The organism is Streptomyces sp. BYX5S (assembly GCF_054724165.1).
Genome location: NZ_CM138829.1, coordinates 4480621 through 4503895 on the forward strand (window position 1 = coordinate 4480621; position 23275 = coordinate 4503895).

At 71.4% G+C, this 23275-nt stretch carries 25 protein-coding genes; 9 read left to right on the plus strand and 16 right to left on the minus strand.

Annotated features, from left to right (window positions below):
• Window positions 1-18 precede the first annotated feature (18 nt).
• Entirely contained in the window at window positions 19-987 is a 969-nt protein-coding gene (locus ACYBSK_RS20445) for an LLM class F420-dependent oxidoreductase (RefSeq protein WP_460242771.1), read from the minus strand.
• Between the two features lie 309 nt (window positions 988-1296).
• Between ACYBSK_RS20445 and ACYBSK_RS20450 the strand changes: the two genes are divergently transcribed.
• A complete protein-coding gene (locus ACYBSK_RS20450; RefSeq protein ID WP_460242772.1) occupies window positions 1297-2283 on the plus strand; it encodes a cation diffusion facilitator family transporter in 987 nt (328 codons plus the stop codon).
• On the opposite strand, the gene ACYBSK_RS20455 is transcribed toward ACYBSK_RS20450, so the two are convergent.
• The 3 genes from ACYBSK_RS20455 to ACYBSK_RS20465 form a co-directional block, all read right to left on the minus strand.
• A complete protein-coding gene (locus tag ACYBSK_RS20455) occupies window positions 2240-3745 on the minus strand; it encodes a VWA domain-containing protein (protein WP_460242773.1) in 1506 nt (501 codons plus the stop codon). The two genes, ACYBSK_RS20450 and ACYBSK_RS20455, sit on opposite strands and share 44 nt — an antisense overlap.
• A gap of 62 nt (window positions 3746-3807) precedes the next feature.
• Window positions 3808-5049: an AAA family ATPase gene (locus tag ACYBSK_RS20460; protein WP_460242774.1), complete on the minus strand. Its 1242-nt coding sequence runs from the start codon at window positions 5047-5049 to the stop codon at window positions 3808-3810.
• Window positions 5050-5147: 98 nt separating this feature from the next.
• A complete protein-coding gene (locus ACYBSK_RS20465) occupies window positions 5148-6950 on the minus strand; it encodes a thiamine pyrophosphate-requiring protein (protein WP_457478621.1) in 1803 nt (600 codons plus the stop codon).
• Window positions 6951-7087: 137 nt separating this feature from the next.
• On the opposite strand from ACYBSK_RS20465, the gene ACYBSK_RS20470 reads away from it, so the two are divergent.
• The 4 genes from ACYBSK_RS20470 to ACYBSK_RS20485 all read left to right on the plus strand — a co-directional run bounded on the left by ACYBSK_RS20470 (window position 7088) and on the right by ACYBSK_RS20485 (window position 9495).
• A complete protein-coding gene (locus ACYBSK_RS20470) occupies window positions 7088-7489 on the plus strand; it encodes a VOC family protein (RefSeq protein WP_457478622.1) in 402 nt (133 codons plus the stop codon).
• A gap of 86 nt (window positions 7490-7575) precedes the next feature.
• The gene (locus ACYBSK_RS20475; protein ID WP_457478623.1) at window positions 7576-7734 is read left to right on the plus strand and encodes a hypothetical protein; all 159 of its coding nucleotides are present in this window, start codon (window positions 7576-7578) and stop codon (window positions 7732-7734) included.
• Between the two features lie 66 nt (window positions 7735-7800).
• Window positions 7801-8298 carry a response regulator gene (locus ACYBSK_RS20480; RefSeq protein WP_460242775.1) on the plus strand — a complete coding sequence of 166 codons (498 nt, stop codon included), beginning with the start codon at window positions 7801-7803 and terminating at the stop codon, window positions 8296-8298.
• A 129-nt stretch (window positions 8299-8427) separates the two neighbouring features.
• Window positions 8428-9495, plus strand: coding sequence for an ABC-2 transporter permease (locus ACYBSK_RS20485; protein WP_460242776.1), 1068 nt, complete (start codon window positions 8428-8430; stop codon window positions 9493-9495).
• Between the two features lie 64 nt (window positions 9496-9559).
• Here ACYBSK_RS20485 and ACYBSK_RS20490 read toward each other — a convergent pair whose 3' ends face one another.
• Both ACYBSK_RS20490 and ACYBSK_RS20495 read right to left on the minus strand, forming a co-directional pair.
• On the minus strand, window positions 9560-10186 hold the full coding sequence (locus tag ACYBSK_RS20490; RefSeq protein ID WP_457478626.1) for an HdeD family acid-resistance protein: 627 nt from the start codon (window positions 10184-10186) through the stop codon (window positions 9560-9562).
• Window positions 10187-10246: 60 nt separating this feature from the next.
• Window positions 10247-12745, minus strand: a complete 2499-nt coding sequence (locus tag ACYBSK_RS20495; RefSeq protein ID WP_460242777.1) for an ATP-dependent Clp protease ATP-binding subunit — start codon at window positions 12743-12745, stop codon at window positions 10247-10249.
• A 94-nt stretch (window positions 12746-12839) separates the two neighbouring features.
• Here ACYBSK_RS20495 and ACYBSK_RS20500 point away from each other — a divergent pair, with 94 nt between their 5' ends.
• Window positions 12840-13217 (plus strand): DUF488 domain-containing protein, encoded by a 378-nt coding sequence (locus tag ACYBSK_RS20500; RefSeq protein WP_460242778.1) that lies wholly within the window; start codon window positions 12840-12842, stop codon window positions 13215-13217.
• A 6-nt stretch (window positions 13218-13223) separates the two neighbouring features.
• On the opposite strand, the gene ACYBSK_RS20505 is transcribed toward ACYBSK_RS20500, so the two are convergent.
• The 9 genes from ACYBSK_RS20505 to ACYBSK_RS20545 form a co-directional block, all read right to left on the minus strand.
• Window positions 13224-13577, minus strand: coding sequence for a helix-turn-helix domain-containing protein (locus ACYBSK_RS20505; RefSeq protein ID WP_460242779.1), 354 nt, complete (start codon window positions 13575-13577; stop codon window positions 13224-13226).
• 61 nt (window positions 13578-13638) lie between these two features.
• A complete protein-coding gene (locus ACYBSK_RS20510) occupies window positions 13639-14217 on the minus strand; it encodes a dihydrofolate reductase family protein (RefSeq protein WP_460242780.1) in 579 nt (192 codons plus the stop codon).
• A 42-nt stretch (window positions 14218-14259) separates the two neighbouring features.
• Window positions 14260-14610, minus strand: coding sequence for a luciferase domain-containing protein (locus tag ACYBSK_RS20515; RefSeq protein ID WP_460242781.1), 351 nt, complete (start codon window positions 14608-14610; stop codon window positions 14260-14262).
• Between the two features lie 54 nt (window positions 14611-14664).
• Window positions 14665-15426 carry an SDR family oxidoreductase gene (locus tag ACYBSK_RS20520; protein WP_457478632.1) on the minus strand — a complete coding sequence of 254 codons (762 nt, stop codon included), beginning with the start codon at window positions 15424-15426 and terminating at the stop codon, window positions 14665-14667.
• A complete protein-coding gene (locus tag ACYBSK_RS20525) occupies window positions 15423-16589 on the minus strand; it encodes an acyl-CoA dehydrogenase family protein (protein WP_460247064.1) in 1167 nt (388 codons plus the stop codon). The genes ACYBSK_RS20520 and ACYBSK_RS20525 overlap by 4 nt, the downstream gene beginning before the upstream one ends.
• 86 nt (window positions 16590-16675) lie before the next feature.
• Window positions 16676-17305 carry an HAD family hydrolase gene (locus ACYBSK_RS20530; protein ID WP_460242782.1) on the minus strand — a complete coding sequence of 210 codons (630 nt, stop codon included), beginning with the start codon at window positions 17303-17305 and terminating at the stop codon, window positions 16676-16678.
• Window positions 17302-18117, minus strand: a complete 816-nt coding sequence (locus tag ACYBSK_RS20535; RefSeq protein ID WP_460242783.1) for an SDR family oxidoreductase — start codon at window positions 18115-18117, stop codon at window positions 17302-17304. The genes ACYBSK_RS20530 and ACYBSK_RS20535 overlap by 4 nt, the downstream gene beginning before the upstream one ends.
• 173 nt (window positions 18118-18290) lie before the next feature.
• Window positions 18291-19100: an enoyl-CoA hydratase-related protein gene (locus ACYBSK_RS20540; RefSeq protein ID WP_460242784.1), complete on the minus strand. Its 810-nt coding sequence runs from the start codon at window positions 19098-19100 to the stop codon at window positions 18291-18293.
• A complete protein-coding gene (locus ACYBSK_RS20545; protein WP_460242785.1) occupies window positions 19097-20500 on the minus strand; it encodes an MFS transporter in 1404 nt (467 codons plus the stop codon). The genes ACYBSK_RS20540 and ACYBSK_RS20545 overlap by 4 nt, the downstream gene beginning before the upstream one ends.
• Before the next feature lie 197 nt (window positions 20501-20697).
• Between ACYBSK_RS20545 and ACYBSK_RS20550 the strand changes: the two genes are divergently transcribed.
• From ACYBSK_RS20550 to ACYBSK_RS20560, 3 genes are all read left to right on the plus strand, one after another.
• Window positions 20698-21639, plus strand: a complete 942-nt coding sequence (locus ACYBSK_RS20550) for an alpha/beta fold hydrolase (protein ID WP_460242786.1) — start codon at window positions 20698-20700, stop codon at window positions 21637-21639.
• Between the two features lie 81 nt (window positions 21640-21720).
• Complete coding sequence (locus ACYBSK_RS20555; protein WP_457478639.1) at window positions 21721-22371, plus strand: TetR/AcrR family transcriptional regulator; 651 nt, start codon at window positions 21721-21723, stop codon at window positions 22369-22371.
• 61 nt (window positions 22372-22432) lie between these two features.
• On the plus strand, window positions 22433-22828 hold the full coding sequence (locus ACYBSK_RS20560) for a nuclear transport factor 2 family protein (protein WP_460242787.1): 396 nt from the start codon (window positions 22433-22435) through the stop codon (window positions 22826-22828).
• Window positions 22829-22845: 17 nt separating this feature from the next.
• Here ACYBSK_RS20560 and ACYBSK_RS20565 read toward each other — a convergent pair whose 3' ends face one another.
• The gene (locus ACYBSK_RS20565; RefSeq protein WP_457478641.1) at window positions 22846-23241 is read right to left on the minus strand and encodes a Zn-ribbon domain-containing OB-fold protein; all 396 of its coding nucleotides are present in this window, start codon (window positions 23239-23241) and stop codon (window positions 22846-22848) included.
• Between the last annotated feature and the right edge of the window lie 34 nt (window positions 23242-23275).

Sequence of the window (23275 nt, forward strand, 5' to 3'; positions counted from 1 at the left end):
ACGGTCGGCCGCCGCGCCTCACCCTGCCGAGCCGTTCCTGAGCTGCGGCAGCACCTTGGTCCGGTAGAAGTCGAAGAACTCCTGCTGGTCCGGGCCGATCTGGTTGACGTAGACGCGGTCGAAGCCGACGTCGGCGAAGGCCGACAGGGCCCTGAGGTGTTCGTCGACGTCGGGGCCGCAGGGCATCGCGTCGTCGACCATCTGCTCGGTGACGAGGGTCTCGGCCTGCTCGAAGTGGCGGGGCGTGGGCAGTACTTGGCCGAGTTCGCCGGGCAGCAGCTGGTTGGCCCACAGGCCGTGCACGCGGCGTACGGCCGCCTCGCGGTCGGGTCCGTAGCAGACCTTGAGGCCGCCGGCGACGGGCTTGGCGCCGCCTCCGCCCTTGCGGAACTGGGTGACCAGCTCCTCGTCGGGGCTCATCGTGATGTAGCCGTCGCCGACGCGGGCGGCGAGCGCGGTGGCCTGCGGTCCGAAGCCGGAGATGTCGATGGGCACCGGGTTCTCGGGCAGCGTGTAGACGCGCGCGTTCTCGACCGTGTAGTGCTCGCCGCGGTGGGTGACCTCACCGCCGTCGAGGAGCTTGCGGATGATCGCGACGGCCTCCTCGAGCATCTCCATGCGCACGGGCGCGGAGGGCCAGGGGCCGCCGAGGATGTGCTCGTTGAGCGCTTCACCGGTGCCGACGCCGAACCGGAAGCGGCCTTCGAGCTGCACCGCGCTGGTCGCGACGGCCTGGGCGAGGACAGCGGGGTGGATCCGGACGGTGGGGCAGGTGACCGCGGTCTCGACGGGCAGCGACACGGCCTCGGCGAGGGCGCCGATGACGTTCCACACGAAGGGGCTCTGGCCCTGGGCGTCGTTCCACGGGTGGTAGTGGTCGGAGATCCACAGGCAGTCGAACCCCGCCTGTTCTGCCATCCGGGCCTGCTCCACGAGCTCACGCGGACCCGATGCCTCCGACGCCAGAGAATAGCCGTACTCGGCCATGCCGTCCTCCTGGATTTGCGGGTCGTGCGGGGGCCCTCCGGGTATCCCGGCCCCCTTTCCGGAAACCCCCCGGTCAGACCGCGACTCGCCGGTTTCGCGTGCGGGTTTATCGACAACGGGCCGGGTTACCCACCACGGGTACCGGCGGCTCCTCGTTCCCGTCGCACTCGTCCCACGCATCACGCATCCGAGCGGCCGCACCACGAGTACGGCAATGGCCCGCCCACAGAAGTTTCACGGCGAATCCAGCGCCGAAAAGAAACAGTGGTTCCCGAGAGATGTGCCCGTACTCACCCATAGAGAGTTGATGTGACAGCGAAGGATTCCAAGGACGAGGACCGCAAGACCCGGATCACCGTGCTGGTGGCCCTCGTCGCCAATCTGGTGATCGCCCTGGCGAAGGCGGTGGGCGGGCTGATCTCCGCCTCACCGGCGCTGCTGTCGGAGGCGGCGCACTCGGTGGCGGACAGCCTCAACGAGGTGTTCCTGCTGGCCGCGCTGCACCGCAGCCGCCGGCCGGCCGACCACCGCCATCCGTTCGGCTACGGCAAGGAGCGGTTCTTCTGGTCGCTGCTGGCCGCCGTCGGGATCTTCGTGATGGGCGGCTGCTTCTCCTTCTTCCAGGCGTTCGAGGCGTTCACCTCCGAGGGCCAGCAGGAGTCGCACAGCGGATACGTCGCCGGGCTCGTCGTCCTCGGCGTGGCATTCGTGGCCGAGGGCAGTTCGCTGGCCCGCGCCGTGCACCAGGTCCGCAAGCAGCCCGGCGACGGCATCGGCTCCGACCCGGCGCTGCGCACGGTCCTCGCGGAGGACGGCACGGCGGTGGTCGGCGTGCTCATCGCGGCGGGCGGAATGGTGCTGCACATGGTGACGGGCCGCATCGAGTGGGAGGGCGCCGCGTCGCTGTGCATCGGCCTGCTGCTCGTGTACGTGGCGTACCGGCTCGGCAGGGACGCCCGTGACCAGTTGATCGGCGAGGCGGGCGACCCGGATCTGCACCGCGGCATCAGCGAACTCCTCGCCGCGCAGCCCGAGATCGACTACGTGGCGGCGCTGCACACGATGCGGCTGGGCCTCGACTCGACGCTCGTCGCGGCGCGCGTCGACCTGGCGCCCGGCATCGAGAGCGAACGCCTGGAGCTGGTCCTCGAACGCATCAAGCGGACCGTTCGGGAGCGCTGGCCGGAGGCGGACCAGGTGTTCCTGGACGTGGTGGACGCGCCGAAGGCGGTACGCGAGGGGGTGAGCGTGCTCAGATCACGCGGAACAGGTCGGCAGCCGTGTGCGCGTCGGTGAAGTCCTCCACGCAGCGCAGGTTGTCGCACAGGGCGTCCAGCACGGAGTCGGCCGCGGCGGCGCGCGGGGCGCCGACGGCCACGCCGAAGACCCGGAAGTCCAGCCGCCGCTTGGCCGCGTTCCAGCCGCGCATCCACTCCTCGGTGACCCCGCAGTCGTCGTCGGTGAGCAGCACGATGTCGCCGCGGGCGCGGCCGGTGTCGTCGTACTCCCGCTCCAGGATGTCGCGGGCGGCGTCGAGCGGTGCCTGGTAGCTGGTGCCGCCGCCGAGGAACGCCTCCGCGAACTCCAGGGTCGCGTCGAGGCCGGGCGACCGGTCGGCGGGGAACCGGTGGACGCGCACCTTGTCGGCGGCGGAGAACAGGATCCCGACGAAGTCGCGGCCGCCCGCGCGGGCCTGGTCGAGCAGCGCGAGCGCGCACGCTTTCGCCCAGGCCTCCCGCGTGACCCCGCCGGGGCCCGCCTCGTACATGGAGTGCGAGGTGTCCACGCACGCGATGACGGCGCCGCGCCCGGTCGTCTGCTCGCCCCGGCTGTCGTAGAGCATCAGCTCACCGGCGGCGTAGCGGGCGGCGAACACCGCGCGCAGGGCGGGCACGCCGAGCCCGGCGAGTTCGGAGGGCACGAGGCGTGACAGGTCGTCGCCCATCGTGACACCGACGAGTTCCCCGCCGGCGTGCTCCACCTTGCGGGCGCGTTCCCCGGCGGCCATCTGCCGGAACCGGCCGATGAGTTCGGCCCATTCGGCGAGCCGCCCGCCACGCAGCCGCTCGGCGAGCAGCGCCCGCCGCTGGTACGACATCCGCTCCAGTTCCCCGGCCCCCACGCCCCAGGCCCGCATCAGCGAGGCCTCCCGCCGCACGGCGTCGGCGGCTTTCGCGGCGGCGCCGCGCGCGGCGGCCCGGACCCCGGGGGCACCGGGCGCCGCGGAGGCGGAGGCCGCCGCGGCGGCGGCGTGGTCTCGGGGTGCGGGCCCCGGCACGGCGGCGTCCGGATCGGCGGCGTCCGGGGCGCCGGAGAGCTGCGGGTGGGCGTCCGAGGTGGCCGGATCCTCCCCTGACGGGGCATGCGGGCTCGGGTCCGTCGCGGCAGGCCGCTCGGCGGGGTCCTGCCCTGCCCCGCCGTCCCCGGTCCCCCGCTCCCGTGCCGCCCGGTCCCGTTCCAGCAGGCCGCGGAGTGCGGGCCCCTGCGCGAGGAGCGCGAGGGCGGCGGCGTAGGGGTCGCCCGCGGTGTCGCGGCGGATGTCCGCGAAGTCGGGCGACTCGACCAGCTCCGCGACGAAGTCACGGTTGAGGCGCCGCGCCGGAGCCATCTCCGCGCGCTCGCGCACCTGCACCCGCACCTTGAACGCGGCCAGGAACACATCGGTGAGGAGGTCCTCGGCCGCCGGATGGCGCGCGGTCAGAGCCGCCGCCAACTCCCGCAGTCCGGCGGCCTGTTCGTACGTGTCGCGCCATGTCATGCGGTCGAAGCGGTCCGCGACCACGGCCGCGCGGGCGGGCCCGTTCCGCCCTGTCCCGGCGTTCAGGGCTGCGTCCGGACCATGCTCGCGTCCACGCCGAGCGCCTCGGTGAGGACGCGGGCGCGCACGGCGCGCTGGCGGCCGGTGACCCGGTCGATGGCGGCGGTGGAGCGGCCCGCGCTCGCCGCCTCCTCGCGCAGCTTGTCGAGGCGCTGCCCGGCGAGGGCGAGCTGGTTGTGGGCCTTCTTGATGACCCAGTCGCTCAGCGCCTCGCGGGACTGCCCGGCCATGGCGTCGAGCTGGACCTCCAGTTCCTCGATGGTGTCGGCGAGGTCGAGCGCCTCCTTGGCGTCGGGGTTGACGAGGTGCAGCACCTCGCGCTCGACGGTCGGCCGCTGGGCGGGCGAGTCCCACAGGACGTGGGTGAGGACGGAGAGGTCGGTGTCGGTGACCTCGGGCCGTCCGTCGAGGTACGCGGAGGCCTGGAGCAGGCCGACCGCCTGCCGCCAGCGCCGGTCGGAGGCGACGAGTTCCTTGCGGCGCAGCGCGGCCCTGAGCGTGCACACCGCGTCGACGATCGTGTCGGGCACCGCCACGGCCGGGACCTCCTCGGCCACGGCCCGTTGCAGATCGGCCAGTTGGACCGTGGTGCGGGCCGGTCGTGCGGCGCGGCCGGTGACGGCGGAGCGGACGAGGGCGGCGAAGTTGGCTGGGTCCTCCAGGTAGCCGACCTCGATCCGTACCAGGAGCCGGTCGTAGATGGCGGCGGAGTCCTCGCCCTCGGGGAGTTCGTTGCTGGCCGTGATGGCGCCGATCAGCGGGCAGTGGATCGGGGCGCCGCCGTTCTCGGGGTGGTAGAGCCGCTCGTTGAGGTAGCCGAGCGTCTCGTTGAGCGCCGCGGTGGAGCACTTGAAGATCTCGTCGATGAACGCGATGTGCGCGGTCGTGGCGCGCCCGTCGTACACCTGCCGGTACTCGCCGCGGGCGAGCGCGGCGACGTCGATGGGGCCGAACATGCGGGTGGGGGCGGTGAACTTGGAGAGCAGGATCTCCCAGTACGCCGCCCCCTCGACCCGGCCGGTGAGCTCGCGGGCCAGCTCGGACTTCGCGGTGCCGGGCGGCCCGAGGACCAGCGAGTGCTGCCCGGCGAGCAGCGCCGTCATCAACGTCCGTACGACGTCGGCGCGTTCGTAGAAACGCTCGGACAGCTCGTCGCGGATCGCGCGCAAGCGCGCGGCCGTGTCGCCCTGTCGCTCGTCGTCCCGTTCGCCGTCCCGCTCCCCCAACGCGTCCCGCGCGTCCACGCCCGTTCCCCCTGCCGCAAGGCCTCGCCGATCACACTCGTGTCACGCGACTCGTGTCACGCAGGGGCCCAAACTACGTCAGTGGCGGCCGCGGTGTGTCAGTGGCTGCCGCGCCGCCCGACGCCGGGCATGAACTCCTGCACCTTCGCCTTGAAGCCCTGCTTGACCATGTCGGTGCTCTGCGGGTCGCCCTTGAGGATCGCCTCGGCGGTGGACTCCATCTGCTCCCACGTCGCGTGCGGCGGGATCGGCGGCACGGACGGGTCGGTACGGAAGTCGACGACGGTGGGCACGTCCGCGGCGAGCGCCGCGCGCCAGGCCTCGGAGACGTCGCCGGGCTTCTCCACGCGGATGCCGCCCAGCCCCAACTGCCGTGCGAACGCCGCGTAGTCGACGTCGGGCAGCTCCTGCGAGGGCACGAAGGACGGCGAGCCGCCCATGGCGCGCAGCTCCCAGGTCACCTGGTTGAGGTCCCTGTTGTTGAAGACGCCGACGACGAGCCGCTGGTCGCTCCAGCGGTGCCGGTACTTGGCGGCGGTGATGAGTTCGGTGAGCCCGTTCATCTGCATCGCGCCGTCCCCGACGAGCGCCACGACGGGCCGGTCGGGGTGCGCGTACTTGGCGCCGATCGCGTACGGGACGCCGCAGCCCATGGTGGCGAGCGTGCCGGACAGGGAGCCGCGCATCGTGCCGCGCATGGTGATGTGCCGGGCGTACCAGTTGGCGGCGGAGCCGGAGTCCGAGGTGAGGATCACGTCGTCCGGGAGCAGCGGGTCGAGGGCGCGGGTGACGTGTTCCGGGTTGATCGGGTCGGCGCTCAGCTCGGCGCGCCGGTCCATGACCTCGTGCCAGCGCCGGACGCTCGCGCAGGTCTCGTCGAACCAGTCGCGTCCTTCGTTGCGGCGCAGCAGCGGCAGCAGTTTGCGCAGCGTGGCGCGGGCGTCGCCGACGAGGTTCACCTCGTACGGATAGCGCATGCCGATCATGTGCGGGTCGATGTCGATCTGCACGCCGCGCGCCGTGCCGTAGTCGGGCAGGAACTGCGAGTACGGGAAGCTGGAGCCGATGGTGAGCAGGGTGTCGCAGTCCCGCATCAGTTCGTAGGAGGGGCGGGTGCCGAGCAGGCCGGTCGCGCCCGTCACGTACGGGAGTTCGTCGGACAGGACGTCCTTGCCGAGCAGCGCCTTGGCGACGCCGGCGCCGAGGAGTTCGGCGACCTCGCACACCTCGTCCTTGGCGCCGGCCGCGCCCTGGCCGACGAGGACGGCCACCTTGTCTCCCGCGTTGAGCACCTCGGCGGCCCGCTCGACCGCCTCCTGCGCGGGTTCGGCGGTCCACGAGCTGCGGTCGAGGCTGGAGGGCACCATCTTGAAGGCGTGCGGGGGCGGGTTGTAGTCGAGTTCCTGCACGTCGCCGGGGATGATCACGGCGGTGGGGGCGCGGCGCGCGGTGGCGGTGCGGATGGCGCGGTCGAGGACGTTGGGCAGCTGTTCGGGGACGGTGACGGTCTCCACGAACGCGGAAGCGACGTCCTTGTACAGCGTGTGCAGGTCGACCTCCTGCTGGTAGGAGCCGCCCATGGCGCTGCGGGCGGTCTGGCCGACGAGGGCGACGACGGGGACGTGGTCGAGCTTGGCGTCGTACAGGCCGTTGAGCAGGTGGATGGCGCCGGGGCCCGACGTGGCGACGCACACGCCGACGCGGCCGCTGAACTTGGCGTAGCCGACCGCTTCGAAGGCGGCCATCTCCTCGTGCCGTGCCTGGACGAACTCGGGCTGGTTGTCGGCGCGTCCCCAGGCGGCGAGGAGGCCGTTGATGCCGTCGCCCGGGTAGCCGAAGACCTGCTCCACGCCCCAGGCGCGCAGCCGGTCGAGGATGTGATCGGCGACCTTGGTGCTCATGCCGGGACCTTTCGGTTCGGGGAACGTTGGCAGAGGCCGGGTGACCAGCGGGTGGCCGGGGAAACCCGGTTGGCTCCGCTCCCGCGGGGTACTCGCCGGGCGATGAGCGCCGTGGGGTGTGACGGAGGAGGGAAACCATGAGTCTGGTGCAGGCGGGGGTGCTCGTCCTGGACTGCGCGGAGCCCGAGGAACTGGCCGAGTTCTACCGGGCGTTGCTGGACGGTGAGATCCAGGCGTCGCCGGGGAGCAACCGCATCGAACTGGTCGGCCCGCAGGGCATGCGGATGGCCTTCCGCCGCGATCTGAACATCACCCCGTCCAGCTGGCCGCGTCCCGACGACTCCCAGCAGGCCCACCTCGACTTCCTCGTCGACCAGGAGGACCTGGACGAGGTCGAGCGCCGTCTGATCGGCCTGGGCGCCCGTCCGCTGGAGACCCGTGGCGCGCGCGGCCCGAACGAGACACGGCTGTACGCCGACCCGGCCGGCCACCCGTTCGCGACGCACTGCGCGAAGCAGCCGGCGCCGAAGACCGGCTGAGCGTCCGTCACAGAAGCGTCTACAAATCCGTCTACTACCGAGCCCGACCGATTTCCTTCGGAATCCGGTCGGAGAAGGACCCGATCATGAACACAAAGGAGCGCGCCCCCCACCCCGCCGAGACCAAGCGCGAGGTCAAGGGCAGGATCCGGACGTGCCGCCCGGCCCTGCCGGACGGACGCGAGCCCTCCGGCCTCGACAGCGACCGGGACAGTGACTGGAATCTGGTGCGCGGAGAGGACTGACACGCCTCTTCCCTCCCGTTGATTCCGGCATATGCTGGCGGTGCCGACGAGGGGAGGCGTTGGGCGATGTCCCTAGGTACACATCCGAAGATCCTCGTTGTCGACGACCGTGACGACACGCTTTTCGCCATGGAGAGCGCGCTGGCCCCGCTGGGCTACCCGGTCGTCCGCGCCGCCACCGGCGACGACGCCCTGAAGACCGTTCTGCGCGGCGGCGTCGGACTGGTCCTGCTCGACGTGCTGATGCCCGACGTCAGCGGCTTCGAGGTCGCGCACTACATGCGGCGCCTGGAGCAGACGCAGGACATACCGATCATGATGATCACCGGCGCCGGCCAGGACCCCGCACTCGCGTCCAAGGCCTTCGAACTCGGCGTCGCCGACTACGTGGTCAAGCCGATCGAGCCATGGATGATGCGGACGAAGGTCCGCTATCTGTACGAGACGAGCCTACGCATCCAGGCTCTGCGCGACCGACTTCGTGCGTACGAGAACGGAGGCGACGGCAACCCCGCGCCACCGGCGCACGCCGCCTCCGGGCACCCGCTCCCCCGCCCTGCCTGACCTGCGCCTTCACGCGCGGGTGGCCATGGTCACATCCGCCGCGGGACGAATGACCCCCACACGGTTGTAGAGTACAACTGCACCAAGAGTTGTATAAGCCAACCGACTCGAACCGTGGAGGTCCTGCCCATGAGCGGCACGCGCGAACCCGCGCTGCGCCACGTCCTGACGCATCTGCTCACCCCGCTCCTGATGTGCGTCGGCATGGGGCTCGCCTATCTCGGCGCCTTCGCCTCGCCCGAGCCGCACCATCTGCCGGTCGCCGTCGTCGGCTCGGGTCCACAGGCGAAGGTCTTCGCGCAGACGATGAAGGACAAGGCGGGCGACGCACTCGACGTACGGACGCTCGCATCCCGCTCCACCGCGGTCGACCAGCTCCGGACGCGGGACATCGACGGCGCCTACGTGCTGGGCGACGAGCCGGAGCTCGTCGTGGCCTCGGCGGGGTCCGACACCACCGTCTCCGTCGTCCAGAAGATCTTCACGCCGGTCGCCGCCGAGCAGGGCGCGCCGCTGAAGGTGACCGACGTGGCGCCCCTGGTGTCCGACGACCCCACCGGCCAGGGCCTGTTCTTCCTGCTCGTGGCGGTCAGCATCGGCTCCTACGCCTCGGTCGCGGTGATCGGCGGGGCGGGCGGCGCGCTGCGGATGCGCACCCGCGCGCTGCTCGTGGTGGGCGCGTCCGGTGTGGTCAGCCTGATCGGCGCGGCTTTCGCGGGCCCCGTCTTCCACCTCGCGCACAGCCACCTGTGGGGCCTGTGGGGCATGACGTGGCTGTACTCGGCGGGTGTGCTGCTGATCGGCGTGGGGCTGCACACGTTCCTGAAGAAGTGGACGACGCTCGGCGTGATGGTGCTGTTCGTGATGCTGAACTTCACCAGCTCCGGCGGGATCTTCCGGCCCGAGCTCCAGAACGGTTTCTTCGGCGGCCTGCACGCCTTCTGGAACGGCGCCGGATACGTCGAGGGCGCCCGCAGCCTGCTGTACTTCGGACAGCACGACCTGGCGCGGAACATCTGGACGCTGGTGGCGTGGCTGCTCGTCGGCGCCGCCATGGTCACGGTCGCGGGCCTCTACGAACGCCGCCGCGCCGCCGCCACCGCCTCCCCGGAGCCGCCCGCCGCGCACAAGCACAAGCGGGGCGCGGTGCACGACCAGGAGCTGGAGGAGGAGCTGGAGGAGGCCGTGGGCGTTTGACCCGGCAAAGGAGCGGGCCCCACCGATGCGGTGGGGCCCGCTCCTGTGCGCGTATCGGCGCCGGTCACACCCCGGCAGGGATGCCCTTCGCGTGCTTGCGGACCGCGAACGCCGTGACGACCTCGACGACACCGACCACGATCAGCCAGATACCGGTGACGAGCGCGAGCACCGCCAGCGTGCCGAACGGCGACACGATCAGGACGACACCGGCGAGCGCGGTGACGACGCCGAGGAAGCCCTGCCAGCCGCGGGCGGGCATCGCCGGGTCGGAGGCCGCGGCGACGGTCTGGGTGATGCCCCGGAAAAGCCAGCCGATGCCGATCCACAGCGCGAGGAGCAGTGTCGACTCCATCGCCCCGCGGAAGCAGAACAGGCCGAGCAGCACCGACAGGGCGCCGCTGATGAAGCCGATGACGCGCATCCCGGCCGTGGCGTGCGCGCCGAACGCGGCGACGAGCTGGAAGACGCCGCTCACCAGCAGGTACACGCCGAACAGGATGCCGGCCACGCGGAGCGAGACACCCGGCCAGATCAGCACGAGCGCGCCGAGGATCACCGAGGCGACGCCCATGAGCAGCACGGCCTGCCAGGCGGATTGCGCGAGTCTGCCGAGCGGTCCCTGATCCTGCGCGGGGCCGTCGCCGGAGGTCCGGTGGGGGGTCTGGGGGTCGTACGGTGCTTGGGTCATGCTCGACTGTTCGCATCGCGGCGCCCCGGCGGCCAGCCGGGGTGCGCCGAACGGGTGACGTCAGGCGGCGGAGCGTACCGAGCACACGAGCGCGTCGCCCTGCACGTCGGCGACGATCGTGTCGCCCTTGTCGGCCTCGCCGCTCAGCATGAGCGAGGCGAGCCGGTTGTCGAGTTCGGCCTGGATGGTGCGGCGCAGCGGGCGCGCCCCGAACTCGGGCTGGTGGCCGTGCGCGACGAGCAGCTTCTTCGCCGCGTCGGTGACCTCCAGGGTGAGGCCCTGGGCGTGCACCCGGCGTTTGCTCCGGTCGAGGAGGTGGTCGACGATCTCGCCGAGGTCGTCCTGGGTGAGGCCGTGGAACAGGATGATGTCGTCGATGCGGTTGAGGAACTCGGGCAGGAAGCGTCCCCGCAGATCCTCCATCAGGTCGTCCTTGATCTCCGACACGTCCCCCTGGTGCGCGAGGATCCGCTGCGCCCCGATGTTGGACGTCATGATGACGACGCAGTTGCGGAAGTCGACGGTGCGGCCCCGGGAGTCGGTGAGACGGCCGTCGTCGAGGACCTGGAGCAGCGTGTTGAAGACGTCGGGGTGGGCCTTCTCGACCTCGTCGAAGAGCAGCACGCTGTAGGGGCGGCGACGGACCTTCTCGGTGAGTTGCCCGGCCTCCTCGTGGCCGACGTATCCGGGCGGCGCCCCGACGAGCCGGGACACGGTGTGCTTCTCCTGGAACTCGCTCATGTCGAAGCGGACCATGCTCCCCTCGTCGCCGAAGAGCAGCTCCGCGAGCGCCTTGGCGAGTTCGGTCTTGCCGACGCCGGTCGGGCCGAGGAAGAGGAAGGAGCCGACGGGCCGGTTCGGGTCGCCCATGCCCGCGCGGTTGCGGCGCACGGCCTCAGAGACGGCGGTGACGGCCTCGTCCTGGCCGACGACCCGGTCGTGCAGGGCGTCCTCCAGCTTGAGGAGCTTCTCCTTCTCGGTGGCGGTGAGCTGCGAGACGGGGATGCCGGTGCGGCGCGATACGACGTCGGCGATGTCGGCGGCCGTCACCTCGACGACGCCCTCGCGGCGCTCCTCGATCCCGGCGAGTTCGCCCTCCACCTCGCCGATCCGCCGCTTCAGCTCGGACGCCTTGTCGAAGTCCTCGGCGGCGACGGCCTGGTCCTTCTCCCGCCGCAGTTTCGCGATGCTGTCCTCGCGGCTGACGACCTCGGTGGAGCGCCCGGTGCTGCGCAGCCGGACCCGCGCCCCGGCCTGGTCCATCACGTCGATGGCCTTGTCGGGCAGGAACCGGTCGCTGATGTAGCGGTCGGAGAGTTCGGCGGCGGCCGCCAGCGCGCCGTCCCCGAAGCGGACCTGGTGGTGGGCCTCGTAGGCGTCGCGCAGCCCCTCCAGGATCTGCACGGTCTCCTCGACGCTCGGCTCGGGGATCGTCACCGGCTGGAAGCGGCGTTCCAGGGCCGGGTCCTTCTCCACGTACGTGCGGTACTCGTCGATGGTGGTGGCGCCCACGACGTGCAGCTCGCCGCGTGCCAGCGCCGGTTTGAGCATGTTGCCGGCGTCCATGGCGCCCTCGCCGGTGGCGCCCGCGCCGACGACGGTGTGCAGCTCGTCGATGAAGAGGATGATGTCGCCGCCCGCGTTCTGGACGTCCTCGATGACCTTCTTCAGGCGCTCCTCGAACTGGCCGCGGTACTGCGCCCCCGCCACCATCCCGGACAGGTCGAGCGCGACGACCCGCTTGCCCTTGAGGGTGTCGGGCACCTCGCCCGCCACGACGCGCTGGGCGAGGCCCTCGACGATGGCCGTCTTGCCGACGCCGGGCTCGCCGATGAGCACGGGGTTGTTCTTGGAGCGCCGCGAGAGGATCTCCACGGTCTGCTCGATCTCCTCGGCGCGGCCCACGACCGGATCCAGCCTGCCCGCCCTGGCCTCCTCGGTGAGGTCCCGGCCGAACTCGTCGAGCGTCGTCGTGCCGCCGGCGCCACCCGTCCCGCCGGACGCGGCCGGCACCCCGTCCGCCCGCGCCGCGCCGTCCGCGGCGCCGCGCAGCCCGTCGACGTCCGTGCCCTGGGCGCGCAGCAACCGCGCGGCGCCCGCGTCCGGGTCGTCGAGGAGGGCGCCCAGGATGTGCTCGGGCCCGATGTACGAGACCCCCGTCGCCTGGGAGCGGGCGTGGGCGGCGGTGAGGGTGCGCTTGGCGGCCGGGGTGAGTCCGGGCTGGGACGAGGGTTCGCCGCTCTCCCCCGGCAGGACCTTGTCGAGGGCGGCGGCGAGCGCGTCGGGGTCGGCGCCGGCCTGCGCGAGCAGGGTGCGGGCCGGGTCGACCTGGGTCGCCGCCCACAGCAGATGCTCGGTGTCGAGGTCCGAACTGCCGTCCTGCGCGGCCTTGTTGGTGGCCCGGCCGATGAGTTCGCGCGCCGAGTCGGTCAGCAGCCGTCCGATCGGCACCCGCTGCACCTGGGGCGGCGCGGACCCCGGCGACATGCCGAAGAATCGGTTGAGGAGCTCTCCGAAGGGGTCGGGCGAGCCGAAGGGGGATCCGAAGGACATCGACATGGCGGGGACTCCCGGTGGACGTCACGGCAACACCCCTCACTGAAGCAACACCTCTCGCATTACGCAAAGCGGGGGAAAGCAGCACAATGGGTGCATGAGCGCAAATCCGGGCTCCGGCCCCTTCGCCGTCCGCCGCGTGTACGACCCGCCCGCCCCCGCCGACGGCACCCGCCTGCTCGTCGACCGGCTCTGGCCGCGCGGCGTCTCCAAGGAGCGCGCCGACGTCGACGAGTGGCTGAAGGACATCGCGCCGTCGAAGGAGCTGCGTTCCTGGTACCACGAGGACAAGGCGGGCCGGTACGACGCGTTCGCCGAGTCCTACGCGGCGGAGCTGGCCGAACCGGCCCGCGCCGCGCTCGTGGACCGGGTCCGCGCGCTGGCGGAGCAGGGGCGGGTGACGCTGGTGACGTCGGTGAAGGACATCGAGCACAGCCACGTCCCGGTCCTCGTGCGCCACCTCGAAGCGGGCTGAGTCGGCTCAGGCCGCGAGGCAGACCGTTCCGCGCGAGCCCCGCGCGGCGGACGTGGTGACGGAGACGGTGCGGACGACCGGCCGCTCCCGCCCCAACTCCCGCTGCGCCAGCGCCAGTACATCGACGAGCCCGAGGCCGAGCGCGCCCGCCACGGCGGCCAGCATCTCCGAGGAGGCCTCCTTGCGGCCGCGCTCGACCTCCGACAGGTAGGGCATCGAGATCCCGGCGACGTCCGCCACGTCCCGCAGCGTCCGCCCCTGCGCCCGCCTGCGCCGCCGCAGCACGTCACCCACGACGTGGCGCCACAGGGGCTCCTGGGCCGGAGCGGGGCGAGGGCGGCGGCTCTCCTGGATGCTCATCGGTCCACCGTACGGCCGTGAACGGCGGGCCCGTCCGGCACTTCGCCCAGGGCGATATCGCTCAGCCCCGGTCCCGCTCGTGCCGCAGCAGGACGACGCCGTTGCCGAACGTGTGGGTCTCCGCGAGGCGCAGCGGCCGCTCGCCGAAGGCCTTGGCGGGGTGGAACATCGGGGTGCCCGTGCCGATCAGGACCGGGTGGACGTAGGTGCGGAACTCGTCCACGAGGTCGTGCTCCAGGAACGTCGTCGCCATGTTCGCGCCGTCGATGACCAGGTCGCCGCCGGGCTGCTCCTTCAGCGCGCGGATCGCCTCCGGCACCACCTCGGACATGACGGTGGTGTGCCACTCGGCCGGCCCCGGCTTCAGCGTCCGGGAGAACACGATCTTCGGCATCTCGCGCCACAGCCGCGCGAAGTCGGCGGTGGCGGGCGAGGCCTCGGGATCCTGGTCGGCCGTGGGCCAGTAGTCGGTCATGAGCTCGTGGGTGACGCGTCCGCTGAGGAAGCCGCCGAAGGTGCGGCACACCTCGTTCATGTGCTGGTGCAGTTCCTCGTCGACGCGGTGCCAGCCGATGTCGCGGGCCGGGCCCTCCATGTAGCCGTCGAGGGAGATGCCCATCATGAAAACGATCTTGCGCATTGAGGTTCGCCTCTCGCCGCCGGGATCCGTAGAAAGGAGACCCTAGCCGCGCTCCCAGTCACAAGGGGGCGATGGGGAGGCGTGTGCGTCGTGTTCTTTGAGGGCGACGCTCACGAGGCTCAGCAACAACTGCACATCCGTGTCGCATTCGAGGAGCACGGTGATCCAGGAGGCTCCCGGCTGCACCCGGATGGCGCTGTTGTGGCGGAGCTGGGGCAGCAGCCGCTGCACGGCCGACGAGGTGAGGTACAGATCGGCGCAGTCGTCTGCGTGGAAGTGCACGAGGTCGTGGCCCGCCGCGCGGAAGGCGTGCCCAACCGAGCACTGGGGCGGGCCACTTACCAGGTTCGGCCATGTTCCGAGTTCGGTCATGGCGCGCTGGGCCGCGGTCATGCCTCCATCCTCGCTCACGCTTCACCTGGAGGACCACCCCCCTCCACCACCGCGTCACAGCGGGCCGGGGCCGACGAGCTGTCCGCCGTCGACGACGAGCGTCTCTCCGGTGATCCACCGGGCGCCGTCGCCGGCGAGGAAGGCGACCGCCTCGCCGATGTCCTCGGGTTCACCGATCCGCCCGAGCGGGGTCGCGCCCGCGACCGCGGCCTCGTTGTCCTGCCAGAGGGCTTCGGCGAGGCGGGTGCGCACGACGCCGGGCGCGAGGGCGTTGACCCGTACCTTCGGGGCGAGTTCGAGGGCGAGGTGCTTGGTGAGGTGGATGAGCGCGGCCTTGGAGACGTGGTAGATCCCGACGTCCTTGGCGACCGAAAGTCCGCCGATGGAGGCGGTGTTGACGACCGCGCCGCCGTGCTCGCCCATCCAGGCCTTGACCGCGAGCGACGTCCACAGGATCGGCGCCCACAGGTTGACGTCCATGGTCTTGGCGAAGCGCGCGTGGTCCTGGTCGACGATCGGACCGTACGCCGGGTTCGTACCGGCGTTGTTGACGAGGATGTCGAGGCGTCCGTACGTCGCGACGACGTGCTCGACGCAGGCGCGGGCGGCGTCCTCGTCGGTGGCGTGCGCGCCGTACCCCTCGACTCCGTCACCGAGTCCCCGCGCCGCCTCCTGCGCGCGGTCCGCGTCGCGGGAGGTCACCACGACGCGGGCGCCGCGGGCGCGCAGGGCGCCGGCGGCCGCGAGGCCGATGCCCCGCGACGCGCCGGTGACGAGCGCGACCCGCCCGTCCAGAGCGGCCTCCGAAGAGGTCACTTCTCACCCCGTGCCTTGTCCCTGCGGCGCAGTTCTCGCCGGGCGATCGTCCGCTTGTGCACCTCGTCGGGCCCGTCGGCCAGGCGCAGGGTGCGCAGGTGCGCGTACATGCTGGCGAGCGGGAAGTCGTCGGAGACACCGCCGCCGCCGTGCACCTGGATGGCGCGGTCGACGACCTTCAGCGCGACGTTCGGCGCGGCCACCTTGATCGCGGCGATCTCGGTGCGCGCCTCCTTGTTGCCGACGGTGTCCATCAGGTACGCGGCCTTGAGCGTGAGCAGGCGCGCCATGTCGATCTCGATACGGGCCTCGGCGATCCAGTCCTGGATGTTGCCGCGGTCGGCGACCGGGGAGCCGAAGGTCGTCCGGGACTGGGCGCGGTCGATCATCAGGTCGAGGGCGCGCTCGGCCATGCCGATGGAGCGCATGCAGTGGTGGATGCGGCCGGGGCCGAGGCGGGCCTGGCTGATCATGAAGCCGTCGCCCTCGCCGGAGAGCAGGTCGGTGGCCGGGACCCGTACGTTCTCGAAGAGGACCTCGGCGTGGCCCTCGCGGTCCTGGTAGCCGAAGACGGGCAGACCGCGCACGATGGTGACGCCGGGGGCGTCGATCGGCACGACCATCATCGACTGCTGGCGGAAGGCGGGCCCTTCGGGGTCCGTCTTGCCCATGACGATGAGGACCTTGCAGTTCGGGTGCAGGGCGTTGGAGGTCCACCACTTGCGGCCGTTGAGGACGTAGTCGTCGCCGTCGCGCTCCATCCGCATCTGGATGTTGCTGGCGTCCGAACTGGCCACGGCGGGCTCGGTCATGGCGAAGGCGGAGGCGATCTCACCGTTGAGCAGCGGCTTGAGCCACTTTTCCTTGTGCTCCTCGGTCCCGAAGAGGGTGAGGACCTCCATGTTGCCGGTGTCCGGCGCGTTGCAGTTCGTGGCCTCGGGGGCGAGACCGGCGCTGCGGCCCATGATCTCGGCGAGCGGCGCGTACTCGAGGTTGGTGAGTCCGGGGCCCCACTCGGGGTGCGGGTGGAAGAGGTTCCACAGGCCGCGCTTCTTCGCCTCGGTCTTCAGCTCCTCGATGACCGGCGGGTGGAAGTGCGGGTCGCCGGACTCGGCCATCTGCGCCGCGTAGACGGCCTCGGCGGGGTAGATGTGCTCGTCCATGAAGGCGAGCAGCTTCTCCTGGTATTCCTTGCCCCTGGCGGTCTGTTCGTACACGGGTGGTTCCTCCCAAGTCTGTTCGTACGGTGTCACACGCGGCCCGACGAGCCCAGCAGGCGGTCGAGTTCGGCGGCGGTCGTGGCGGCGTCGCGGTGCACGACCCCGGCGATGCCGATGCGGGCCGCGGACGTGATGTTCTGTTCGAGGTCGTCGACCATGACGGTCTGTTCGGGCGCGACGCCGAGGCGTTCGCAGGCGATGGCGTAGGCGCGCCGCGAGGGTTTGCGGACGCCGATCTCGCCGGAGATGGTGACGGCGTCGAAGAGGGCGGGCAGGTCGAATCCCGCGTAGCAGTCGTCGCCGAGGGAGTTGGAGAGCAGTCCGACGCGGTGTCCGTCGGCGCGCAGCTTCGCGACGAGGGCGACGGTGTCCGGGTCGGGCCGCAGGTCGGCCTGCATGCGGGTGACGAGTCCGGCGGCCTCGACGTCGGCGCCGTGGGCACGCAGCCGGGCGGCGAAGCCCTCCTCGAACTCGGCCTGGCCGATGAGGCCCTTCTCGTGCGCGACGAGCAGCGCGCTGCTCTCCTCGTCGTGCGTGAGCAGGCGCAGCAACAGGCCCGGCTCGCCCGTGAGTTGGCGCCCCAGTTCCTCGAAGGCCTCGACGAGGCTGGTGGTGAGCACCCCGCCGAAGTCGAACAGGACGGCGCTGCGTGACGTCATCGCACGGAGTCCTGGTAGCGCCGCATGCCGCGCAGCCAGCGGTCGTAGTCGCTGCCCTTGTGGCGGTAGAAGTCGAGCACCTGCGGGTGCGGCAGCACCAGGAACCGCTCGTCGCCGACGGCCGCGACCACTTCGTCGGCGACGTCGAGCGGCTGGAGCAGGTTCCCGGCGTCCAGCACGGCGCGGGCGGCGGCCTGTTCGGTCGGGTCGGCGGAGCGGGTGCCCGCCATCAGCAGCTCGGTCTCGACGCCCTGCGGGCACAGGCAGCTGACGCGCACCCCCTGGTTCCCGTACGTGACCGAGAGCCATTCGGAGAAGGCGACGGCGGCGTGCTTGCTCACGGCGTAGGTGGCGGACCCGATCTGCGTGAGCAGGCCGGCGGCGGACGCGGTGGAGAAGAAGTACCCCTCGCCCCGCTCCACCCAGCCCGGCACGAGCAGCTTGGCCGCGCGCACGTGCGCCATGACGTTGATGTCGAGCGCCCGCCCCCACTCCTCCTCGCTCGCGTCGAGTCCCGCGGCGCCGCTGATCCCGGCGTTGGCGAAGTACAGGTCCACGCCCCGCCCGAACCGCTCCTCGGCCGTCGCGATCAGCGCACGCAGGTGGTCACTGGCCCCCGCGTCCCCGGCCCGCCCGGCGACACGCTCTCCATGGGTGTCGCCGAGCCGCTTCACGGTCGCGTCGAGCCGGGTGGCGTCGAGGTCGGTGAGGAGCACGCCACGGGCGTCGGCCTCCAGGAGGCGCTGGGCCACGGCGGCGCCGATCCCTCCCGCGGCTCCGGTCACGATCGCGACCCTGTCGTTGATCAACATCCCGCTGTCCGCTCCTTCGCTTCCACCGTCCGGCCGAGTGCGCGAGACACACCGTACTTGAATCCGACGTCAAGTTCTAGAGAGGCACTCGACCCCATCGAGCCCCTCCGGCGATTGAGGAGCGGGGCCCGGGGCAGCGCCCCGCGACCGCGCGCCGGGTAACCGCACCCCGGTCAGGACGACCCCCGCCCCAACGCCCGGAACTCCGGCTCCCGCCCCTCCAGATAACTCGCCACCCCCTCCCCCGCATCGGCCCGCCCGAACGACTCCTCCATCAACCCCTCCGCCTCCCGCGCCGCCGTCTCGAAGTCCACGTCGAACGCCGCCGCGAGCTGCCCCTTCATCACGCTCATCGACGTCGGCGAGCACCACGTGGCCAGCTCCTGCGCGTACGCGACGGCCTCGTCCAGCAACGACTCCCGCTCGACGACCCGGTTCACCAACCCCATCGCGTACGCCTCGGTCCCCCGCACGACCCGCCCCGACAGCAGCAGGTCCGCCGCCCTCCCGGGGCCGACGATCCGCGGCAGCAGCCACGCCACCCCGTACTCCGCGATCAGCCCACGCCGCGCGAAGGACGTCGTGAACTTGGCCTCGGGCGTGCTGAACCGCACGTCGAAGTAGAGCGCCTCCACGAACCCGAGCCCGGCCGCCGCCCCGTTGATCGCCCCGATCAGCGGCTTGCGCAGACTCAGCGGGAACCACCGGGGCCGCTCCCGCTTCGGCCGCTCCTCACGGGACGCGTCCGCGGAGCCGATCCGTTGCAACTCCGCCATGTCGGCGCCCGCGCAGAACCCCCGCCCCGCGCCGGTCACCACGATCGCCCGGACCTCGGGGTCCGCCTCGGCCTCGTCGAGGAGCGCGAAGTAGCGGTCCTCCAGCTCGTTGGTCCAGGCATTGAGCCGGTCGGGCCGGTTGAGCGTCACCACGGTCACGGCGCCCCGCCGCTCCGCGTACGCCAGATCCTTGTCGTCCGTCGTCACGTGCGCACTCCTTGCGCTTCCGCGGCGGCCGGAGCGCCCGGCACCGCTGTCGGGTCCTCGCGCACCTCGCGCGGGTTGGTCTCGCGCAGCACCCACGCGCTGCCGAAGGTGAGCAGCCCCATCACCGCGACGAACACCGACACCCACGTGGTGCCGCCGGTGCCGCCGATGATCGCGGTCATGATGAGCGGGGTGCCGCCACTGATGGTGAGCGCGGCGATCTGGTACGCGAGCGAGGCACCGGAGTAGCGCACGCGCGGCTCGAACAGTTCACCGATGTAGGCGGCGAGCGGCCCGTACGTGAGCGACTGGCCGAACCCGCCGATCAGTACGGCGACGCCGAGCCACAGCAGCGAGCCGGTGTTGACGAGCCAGAAGTACGGGAACGCCCACAGCACAATGAGCGCCGCGCCCACGAGCACGGTCGGGCGCCGCCCGACCCGGTCGGAGAGCTGTCCCGCCCACAGGACGAACAGTGCGCCGACCGCCGTCGTCGGCAACGCGACCAGCAGGATGGCGTCCTTGTCGAGGCCGAGGTGTTCCGCGGCGTAGCTGACGACGCCCGCGATACTGATGTAGAAGAGGCAGTTGGTGCCGGCGAGCAGTCCGGCCGCGAGGAGCACGGTCCGCCACTTGGTGCGGATCACCTCGACGATCGGCGCCCGCGCCACCTTCTCCCGCTCACTCTTGGCGGCCGCCTCCTCGGACAGCCGCCGGAACTCCGGCGAGTCCTCGACCTTGTTCTGTACGTACATCACGACGGGCAGCAGCACGGCGCTCGCCAGGAACGGGACGCGCCAGCCCCAGCTCATGAACGCCTCGTCGGAGGTGACCGCGCTCGCGAGGAGGAAGGCCCCGTTGCCGAGGAAGACACCGAGCGAGACACCCATCTGCCCGAAGGTGCCCGCGTACCCCTTGCGTTTCGGGGACGCGGACTCGGTGAGCAGCAGCGCGATGCCGCCCCACTGCGCGCCGCAGGCGAGTCCCTGCACGAAGCGCAGCAGCACCAGGAGCAGCGGCGCGGCCGCGCCCAGGACTCCGGCGCCCGGCAGGCACCCGATGAGGAACGTGCAGACGCCCATGAGCGCCATGGAGATCACGACCATGGCCTTGCGGCCGTGCCGGTCACCGAGATGACCTGCGACGACGCCGCCGATGGGGCGGGCAAGGAAGCCCGCCCAGAAGGTGCTGAACGACAGCAGGGTGCCGGTCAGTGCCGAGGACTCGGGGAAGAAGACCTGGGGGAAGACCAGCGCGGCGGCCGTCCCGTAGAGGAAGAAGTCGTACCACTCGATGGAACTGCCGATGAGACCCGCGGCGAGGAGTTTGCCGGAGGCGCGAGGCGCGCCGACGGCGGCCTGCCCGGCGCCTTTACGGGGGTGTGCGGTGGGCGGATTCACGTGCGGGGCTCCTCCGTCGTCCGGACATGTCACGACCGCTGGGCCCTGCGGCCGCCCCCTGTATATTTGAACCCAACGTCAACTTCAATACCTTGAACACGCCCTTGAACTGCGCCTGTTCGAGGTGACACCCTCCCCAGTACGCCGAGACCCCGTACACCGAGGCCCCTGTACACCGAGACCGAGGAGCTGCCCCGATGACTGCCCCCGCCAGCGTGGCCGAGTGGAAGCGCGTGTCGTCGCGCCAGGTCGAGACGAACGGGATCTCGCTGCGTGTCTTCGAGCACGGCCCGGCGGACTCCGACAAGCCGCTGGTGGTGCTCTGCCACGGCTTTCCCGAGCTGGCGTTCTCGTGGCGCCACCAGGTGCTCGCGCTCGGCGCGGCGGGGTATCGGGTGCTCGCCCCGGACCTGCGCGGCTTCGGCGGCAGCTCCCGGCCCGCGGCCCCTGAGGCGTACGACACGCTCACCGTCTGCGCGGACCTCGTCGGTCTGCTGGACGCCGTGGGGGCCGACGACGCGGTGTTCGTGGGGCACGACTGGGGTTCGCAGGTCGTGTGGACCATGGCGTGGGAGCATCCGGAGCGGGTGCGGGGCGTGGTCGGGATGAGTGTCCCGGTGGCGCCGCGCTCCCCCGTGGCCCCGCTGCCGGTGCAGCGTCGGCGGCTCGGTGAGGACTTCTACATGGTCTGGTTCCAGGAGCCGGGGGTCGCCGACCGCGCGCTCGCGCACAACGTGCGCAGGACGCTGGTGACGCGGGAGATCTGGTCGGCGGCGTGGGCCGAGCGCCCGGACGAGGCGTTCCCGCCGCCGCCCTGGCTCAGCGAGGAGGAACTCGCCTATTACGTGGGGGAGTTCGAGCGCACGGGCTTCACCGGCGGCCTGAACTACTACCGCAACATGGACCGCACCTGGGAGCTGACCGCGCATCTCGTGGGGCGCACCATCGACTGTCCCTCGCTGTTCGTGACCGGATCCAAGGACCCCGTGGGCCGGTTCATGCCCGACGACCGGCTGGAGGAGGTGCTGACCGATCTGCGCGGACGCGTCGTGCTCGACGGGGCGGGGCACTGGATCCAGCAGGAGCGGGCCGACGAGGTCAGCGCCGCTCTCCTCGAATTCCTCGGGACGGTCGGCTGATAACATCCGCAGCCACCGGTGCGCGCACACCCTCCCGGGTACGCGCGTCCACCGGGGGAAACACGAACGAAGGGACCCGCGTTGGCTGCCCAGGCGCCAGCCGCAGACGGCGGCCAGAAGCAACCCATCACACCCCGCAGCGCCCGCGGCGTCCGCACGCGCAACGCGCTGGTCGCCGCCGCGCGCGAGGTGTTCGAGCGCGACGGGTACCTCGACGCGCGGATCACGGACATCTCCAAGGCCGCACATGTCGCCTCTGGCTCCTTCTACACCTACTTCAACAGCAAGGAAGAGATCTTCCAGGCGCTGGTCGCGCAGGTGCAGGAGGAGATGCTCCACCCGCACCTGCGCGAGCGCACCGGCATCACGGATCCGCGCGAGATGATCGACGCGTCGAACCGCGAGTACTTGCGCGCCTACAAGAAGAACGCCCGCCTGATGGCCCTCTTCGAGCAGGTCGCGCAGGTGGACGAGACCTTCAAGCAACTGCGGATCGAGCGGGGCAACGCGTTCGCGCGGCGCAACGCGAAGCTGATCCGCTCCCTCCAGGACGACGGCCTCGCCGATCCGGCCCTGGACCCCCTGGTCACCGCGCACGCCCTGTCGGTGATGGTGAGCCGCATGGCGTACATGGTGTTCGTGCTGGGTCAGCGCATCCCGTACGAGAAGCTCGTGACGACTCTCAACAAGATCTGGGAGAACGGGCTTCAGCTCAAGGAACCCGGGGCCTGAGCCGAGCGGGAAACCCTCGGTCGACCCGGCACGCATCTACGAGAACCGAGGTGGCATCCCCATGCATCCGTTCCGCACCGCCGTGGAGAAGGGTGATCTCGCGGCCGTCGAGGCCATGCTGGCCGACGACGTGGTCTTCAGGAGTCCGGTCGTCTTCAAGCCCTATCCGGGCAAGGCGATCACCGCGGCGATCCTGCGCGGTGTCACCCGTGTCTTCGAGGACTTCCACTACGTGCGGGAGATCGGCGAACCCGGCGGAAGGGACCACTTGCTCGTCTTCGAGGCGCGGGTCGGCGACCGGAAGATAACCGGCTGCGACTTCCTGCACTTCGACGAGGCGGGCCTCATCGACGACTTCATGGTGATGGTGCGTCCGCTGTCCGGCGCGCAGGCACTGGCCGCCGCGATGGGCGAGCAGTTCGACCGGATCGCCGAAGAGGCGGCGCAGGCCGACTGAGGCCCGCGCTGCCGAGGTCAGCGCAGGTGGTCGTAGTCGACGGTGAAGTCCTCTTCGAGCTCGAAGAGGACTTCACCGGAGTTCGCGGCCGCGTTGGCCACCGGCCGCACGGTGGCGCCGAGCCACACCATGTGCGGCGCCGTGCCCACGATGCGGCAGGGCACGATGAAGTCCTCGGGGAAGCGGACCAGCGCCTCGTTGCGCGCGACTCCGGTGCCGCGGTGCACGACGCGGGACTGGACGACGACGCCGGGGCCCGCGCTGTACTCGGTCGTGAGCTCGCTCGACGCGCAGACCGGGCACAACAGCCGCCGGAACGACGGGGTGCGGCACCAGCGACAGCGCTGGTAGGCGAAGCCCGCGTCGGTGTCCACGGGGTGTTCGGTGCCCTTCGGCACTGAGATCACTGACATCCTTCGGCCTCCCGCACTCGCCGGCGCGCGCCGG

Bases quoted from the DNA above. Each gene is read 5' to 3' on its own strand.
- ACYBSK_RS20445 (WP_460242771.1), bottom strand. From the start codon at position 987: ATGGCCGAGTACGGCTATTCTCTGGCGTCGGAGGCATCGGGTCCGCGT.
- ACYBSK_RS20455 (WP_460242773.1), bottom strand. From the start codon at position 3,745: ATGACATGGCGCGACACGTACGAACAGGCCGCCGGACTGCGGGAGTTG.
- ACYBSK_RS20465 (WP_457478621.1), bottom strand. From the start codon at position 6,950: ATGAGCACCAAGGTCGCCGATCACATCCTCGACCGGCTGCGCGCCTGG.
- ACYBSK_RS20470 (WP_457478622.1), top strand. From the start codon at position 7,088: ATGAGTCTGGTGCAGGCGGGGGTGCTCGTCCTGGACTGCGCGGAGCCC.
- ACYBSK_RS20475 (WP_457478623.1), top strand. From the start codon at position 7,576: ATGAACACAAAGGAGCGCGCCCCCCACCCCGCCGAGACCAAGCGCGAG.
- ACYBSK_RS20480 (WP_460242775.1), top strand. From the start codon at position 7,801: ATGTCCCTAGGTACACATCCGAAGATCCTCGTTGTCGACGACCGTGAC.
- ACYBSK_RS20485 (WP_460242776.1), top strand. From the start codon at position 8,428: ATGAGCGGCACGCGCGAACCCGCGCTGCGCCACGTCCTGACGCATCTG.
- ACYBSK_RS20490 (WP_457478626.1), bottom strand. From the start codon at position 10,186: ATGACCCAAGCACCGTACGACCCCCAGACCCCCCACCGGACCTCCGGC.
- ACYBSK_RS20495 (WP_460242777.1), bottom strand. From the start codon at position 12,745: ATGTCGATGTCCTTCGGATCCCCCTTCGGCTCGCCCGACCCCTTCGGA.
- ACYBSK_RS20500 (WP_460242778.1), top strand. From the start codon at position 12,840: ATGAGCGCAAATCCGGGCTCCGGCCCCTTCGCCGTCCGCCGCGTGTAC.
- ACYBSK_RS20505 (WP_460242779.1), bottom strand. From the start codon at position 13,577: ATGAGCATCCAGGAGAGCCGCCGCCCTCGCCCCGCTCCGGCCCAGGAG.
- ACYBSK_RS20510 (WP_460242780.1), bottom strand. From the start codon at position 14,217: ATGCGCAAGATCGTTTTCATGATGGGCATCTCCCTCGACGGCTACATG.
- ACYBSK_RS20515 (WP_460242781.1), bottom strand. From the start codon at position 14,610: ATGACCGCGGCCCAGCGCGCCATGACCGAACTCGGAACATGGCCGAAC.
- ACYBSK_RS20525 (WP_460247064.1), bottom strand. From the start codon at position 16,589: ATGGACGAGCACATCTACCCCGCCGAGGCCGTCTACGCGGCGCAGATG.
- ACYBSK_RS20530 (WP_460242782.1), bottom strand. From the start codon at position 17,305: ATGACGTCACGCAGCGCCGTCCTGTTCGACTTCGGCGGGGTGCTCACC.
- ACYBSK_RS20535 (WP_460242783.1), bottom strand. From the start codon at position 18,117: ATGTTGATCAACGACAGGGTCGCGATCGTGACCGGAGCCGCGGGAGGG.
- ACYBSK_RS20550 (WP_460242786.1), top strand. From the start codon at position 20,698: ATGACTGCCCCCGCCAGCGTGGCCGAGTGGAAGCGCGTGTCGTCGCGC.
- ACYBSK_RS20560 (WP_460242787.1), top strand. From the start codon at position 22,433: ATGCATCCGTTCCGCACCGCCGTGGAGAAGGGTGATCTCGCGGCCGTC.
- ACYBSK_RS20565 (WP_457478641.1), bottom strand. From the start codon at position 23,241: ATGTCAGTGATCTCAGTGCCGAAGGGCACCGAACACCCCGTGGACACC.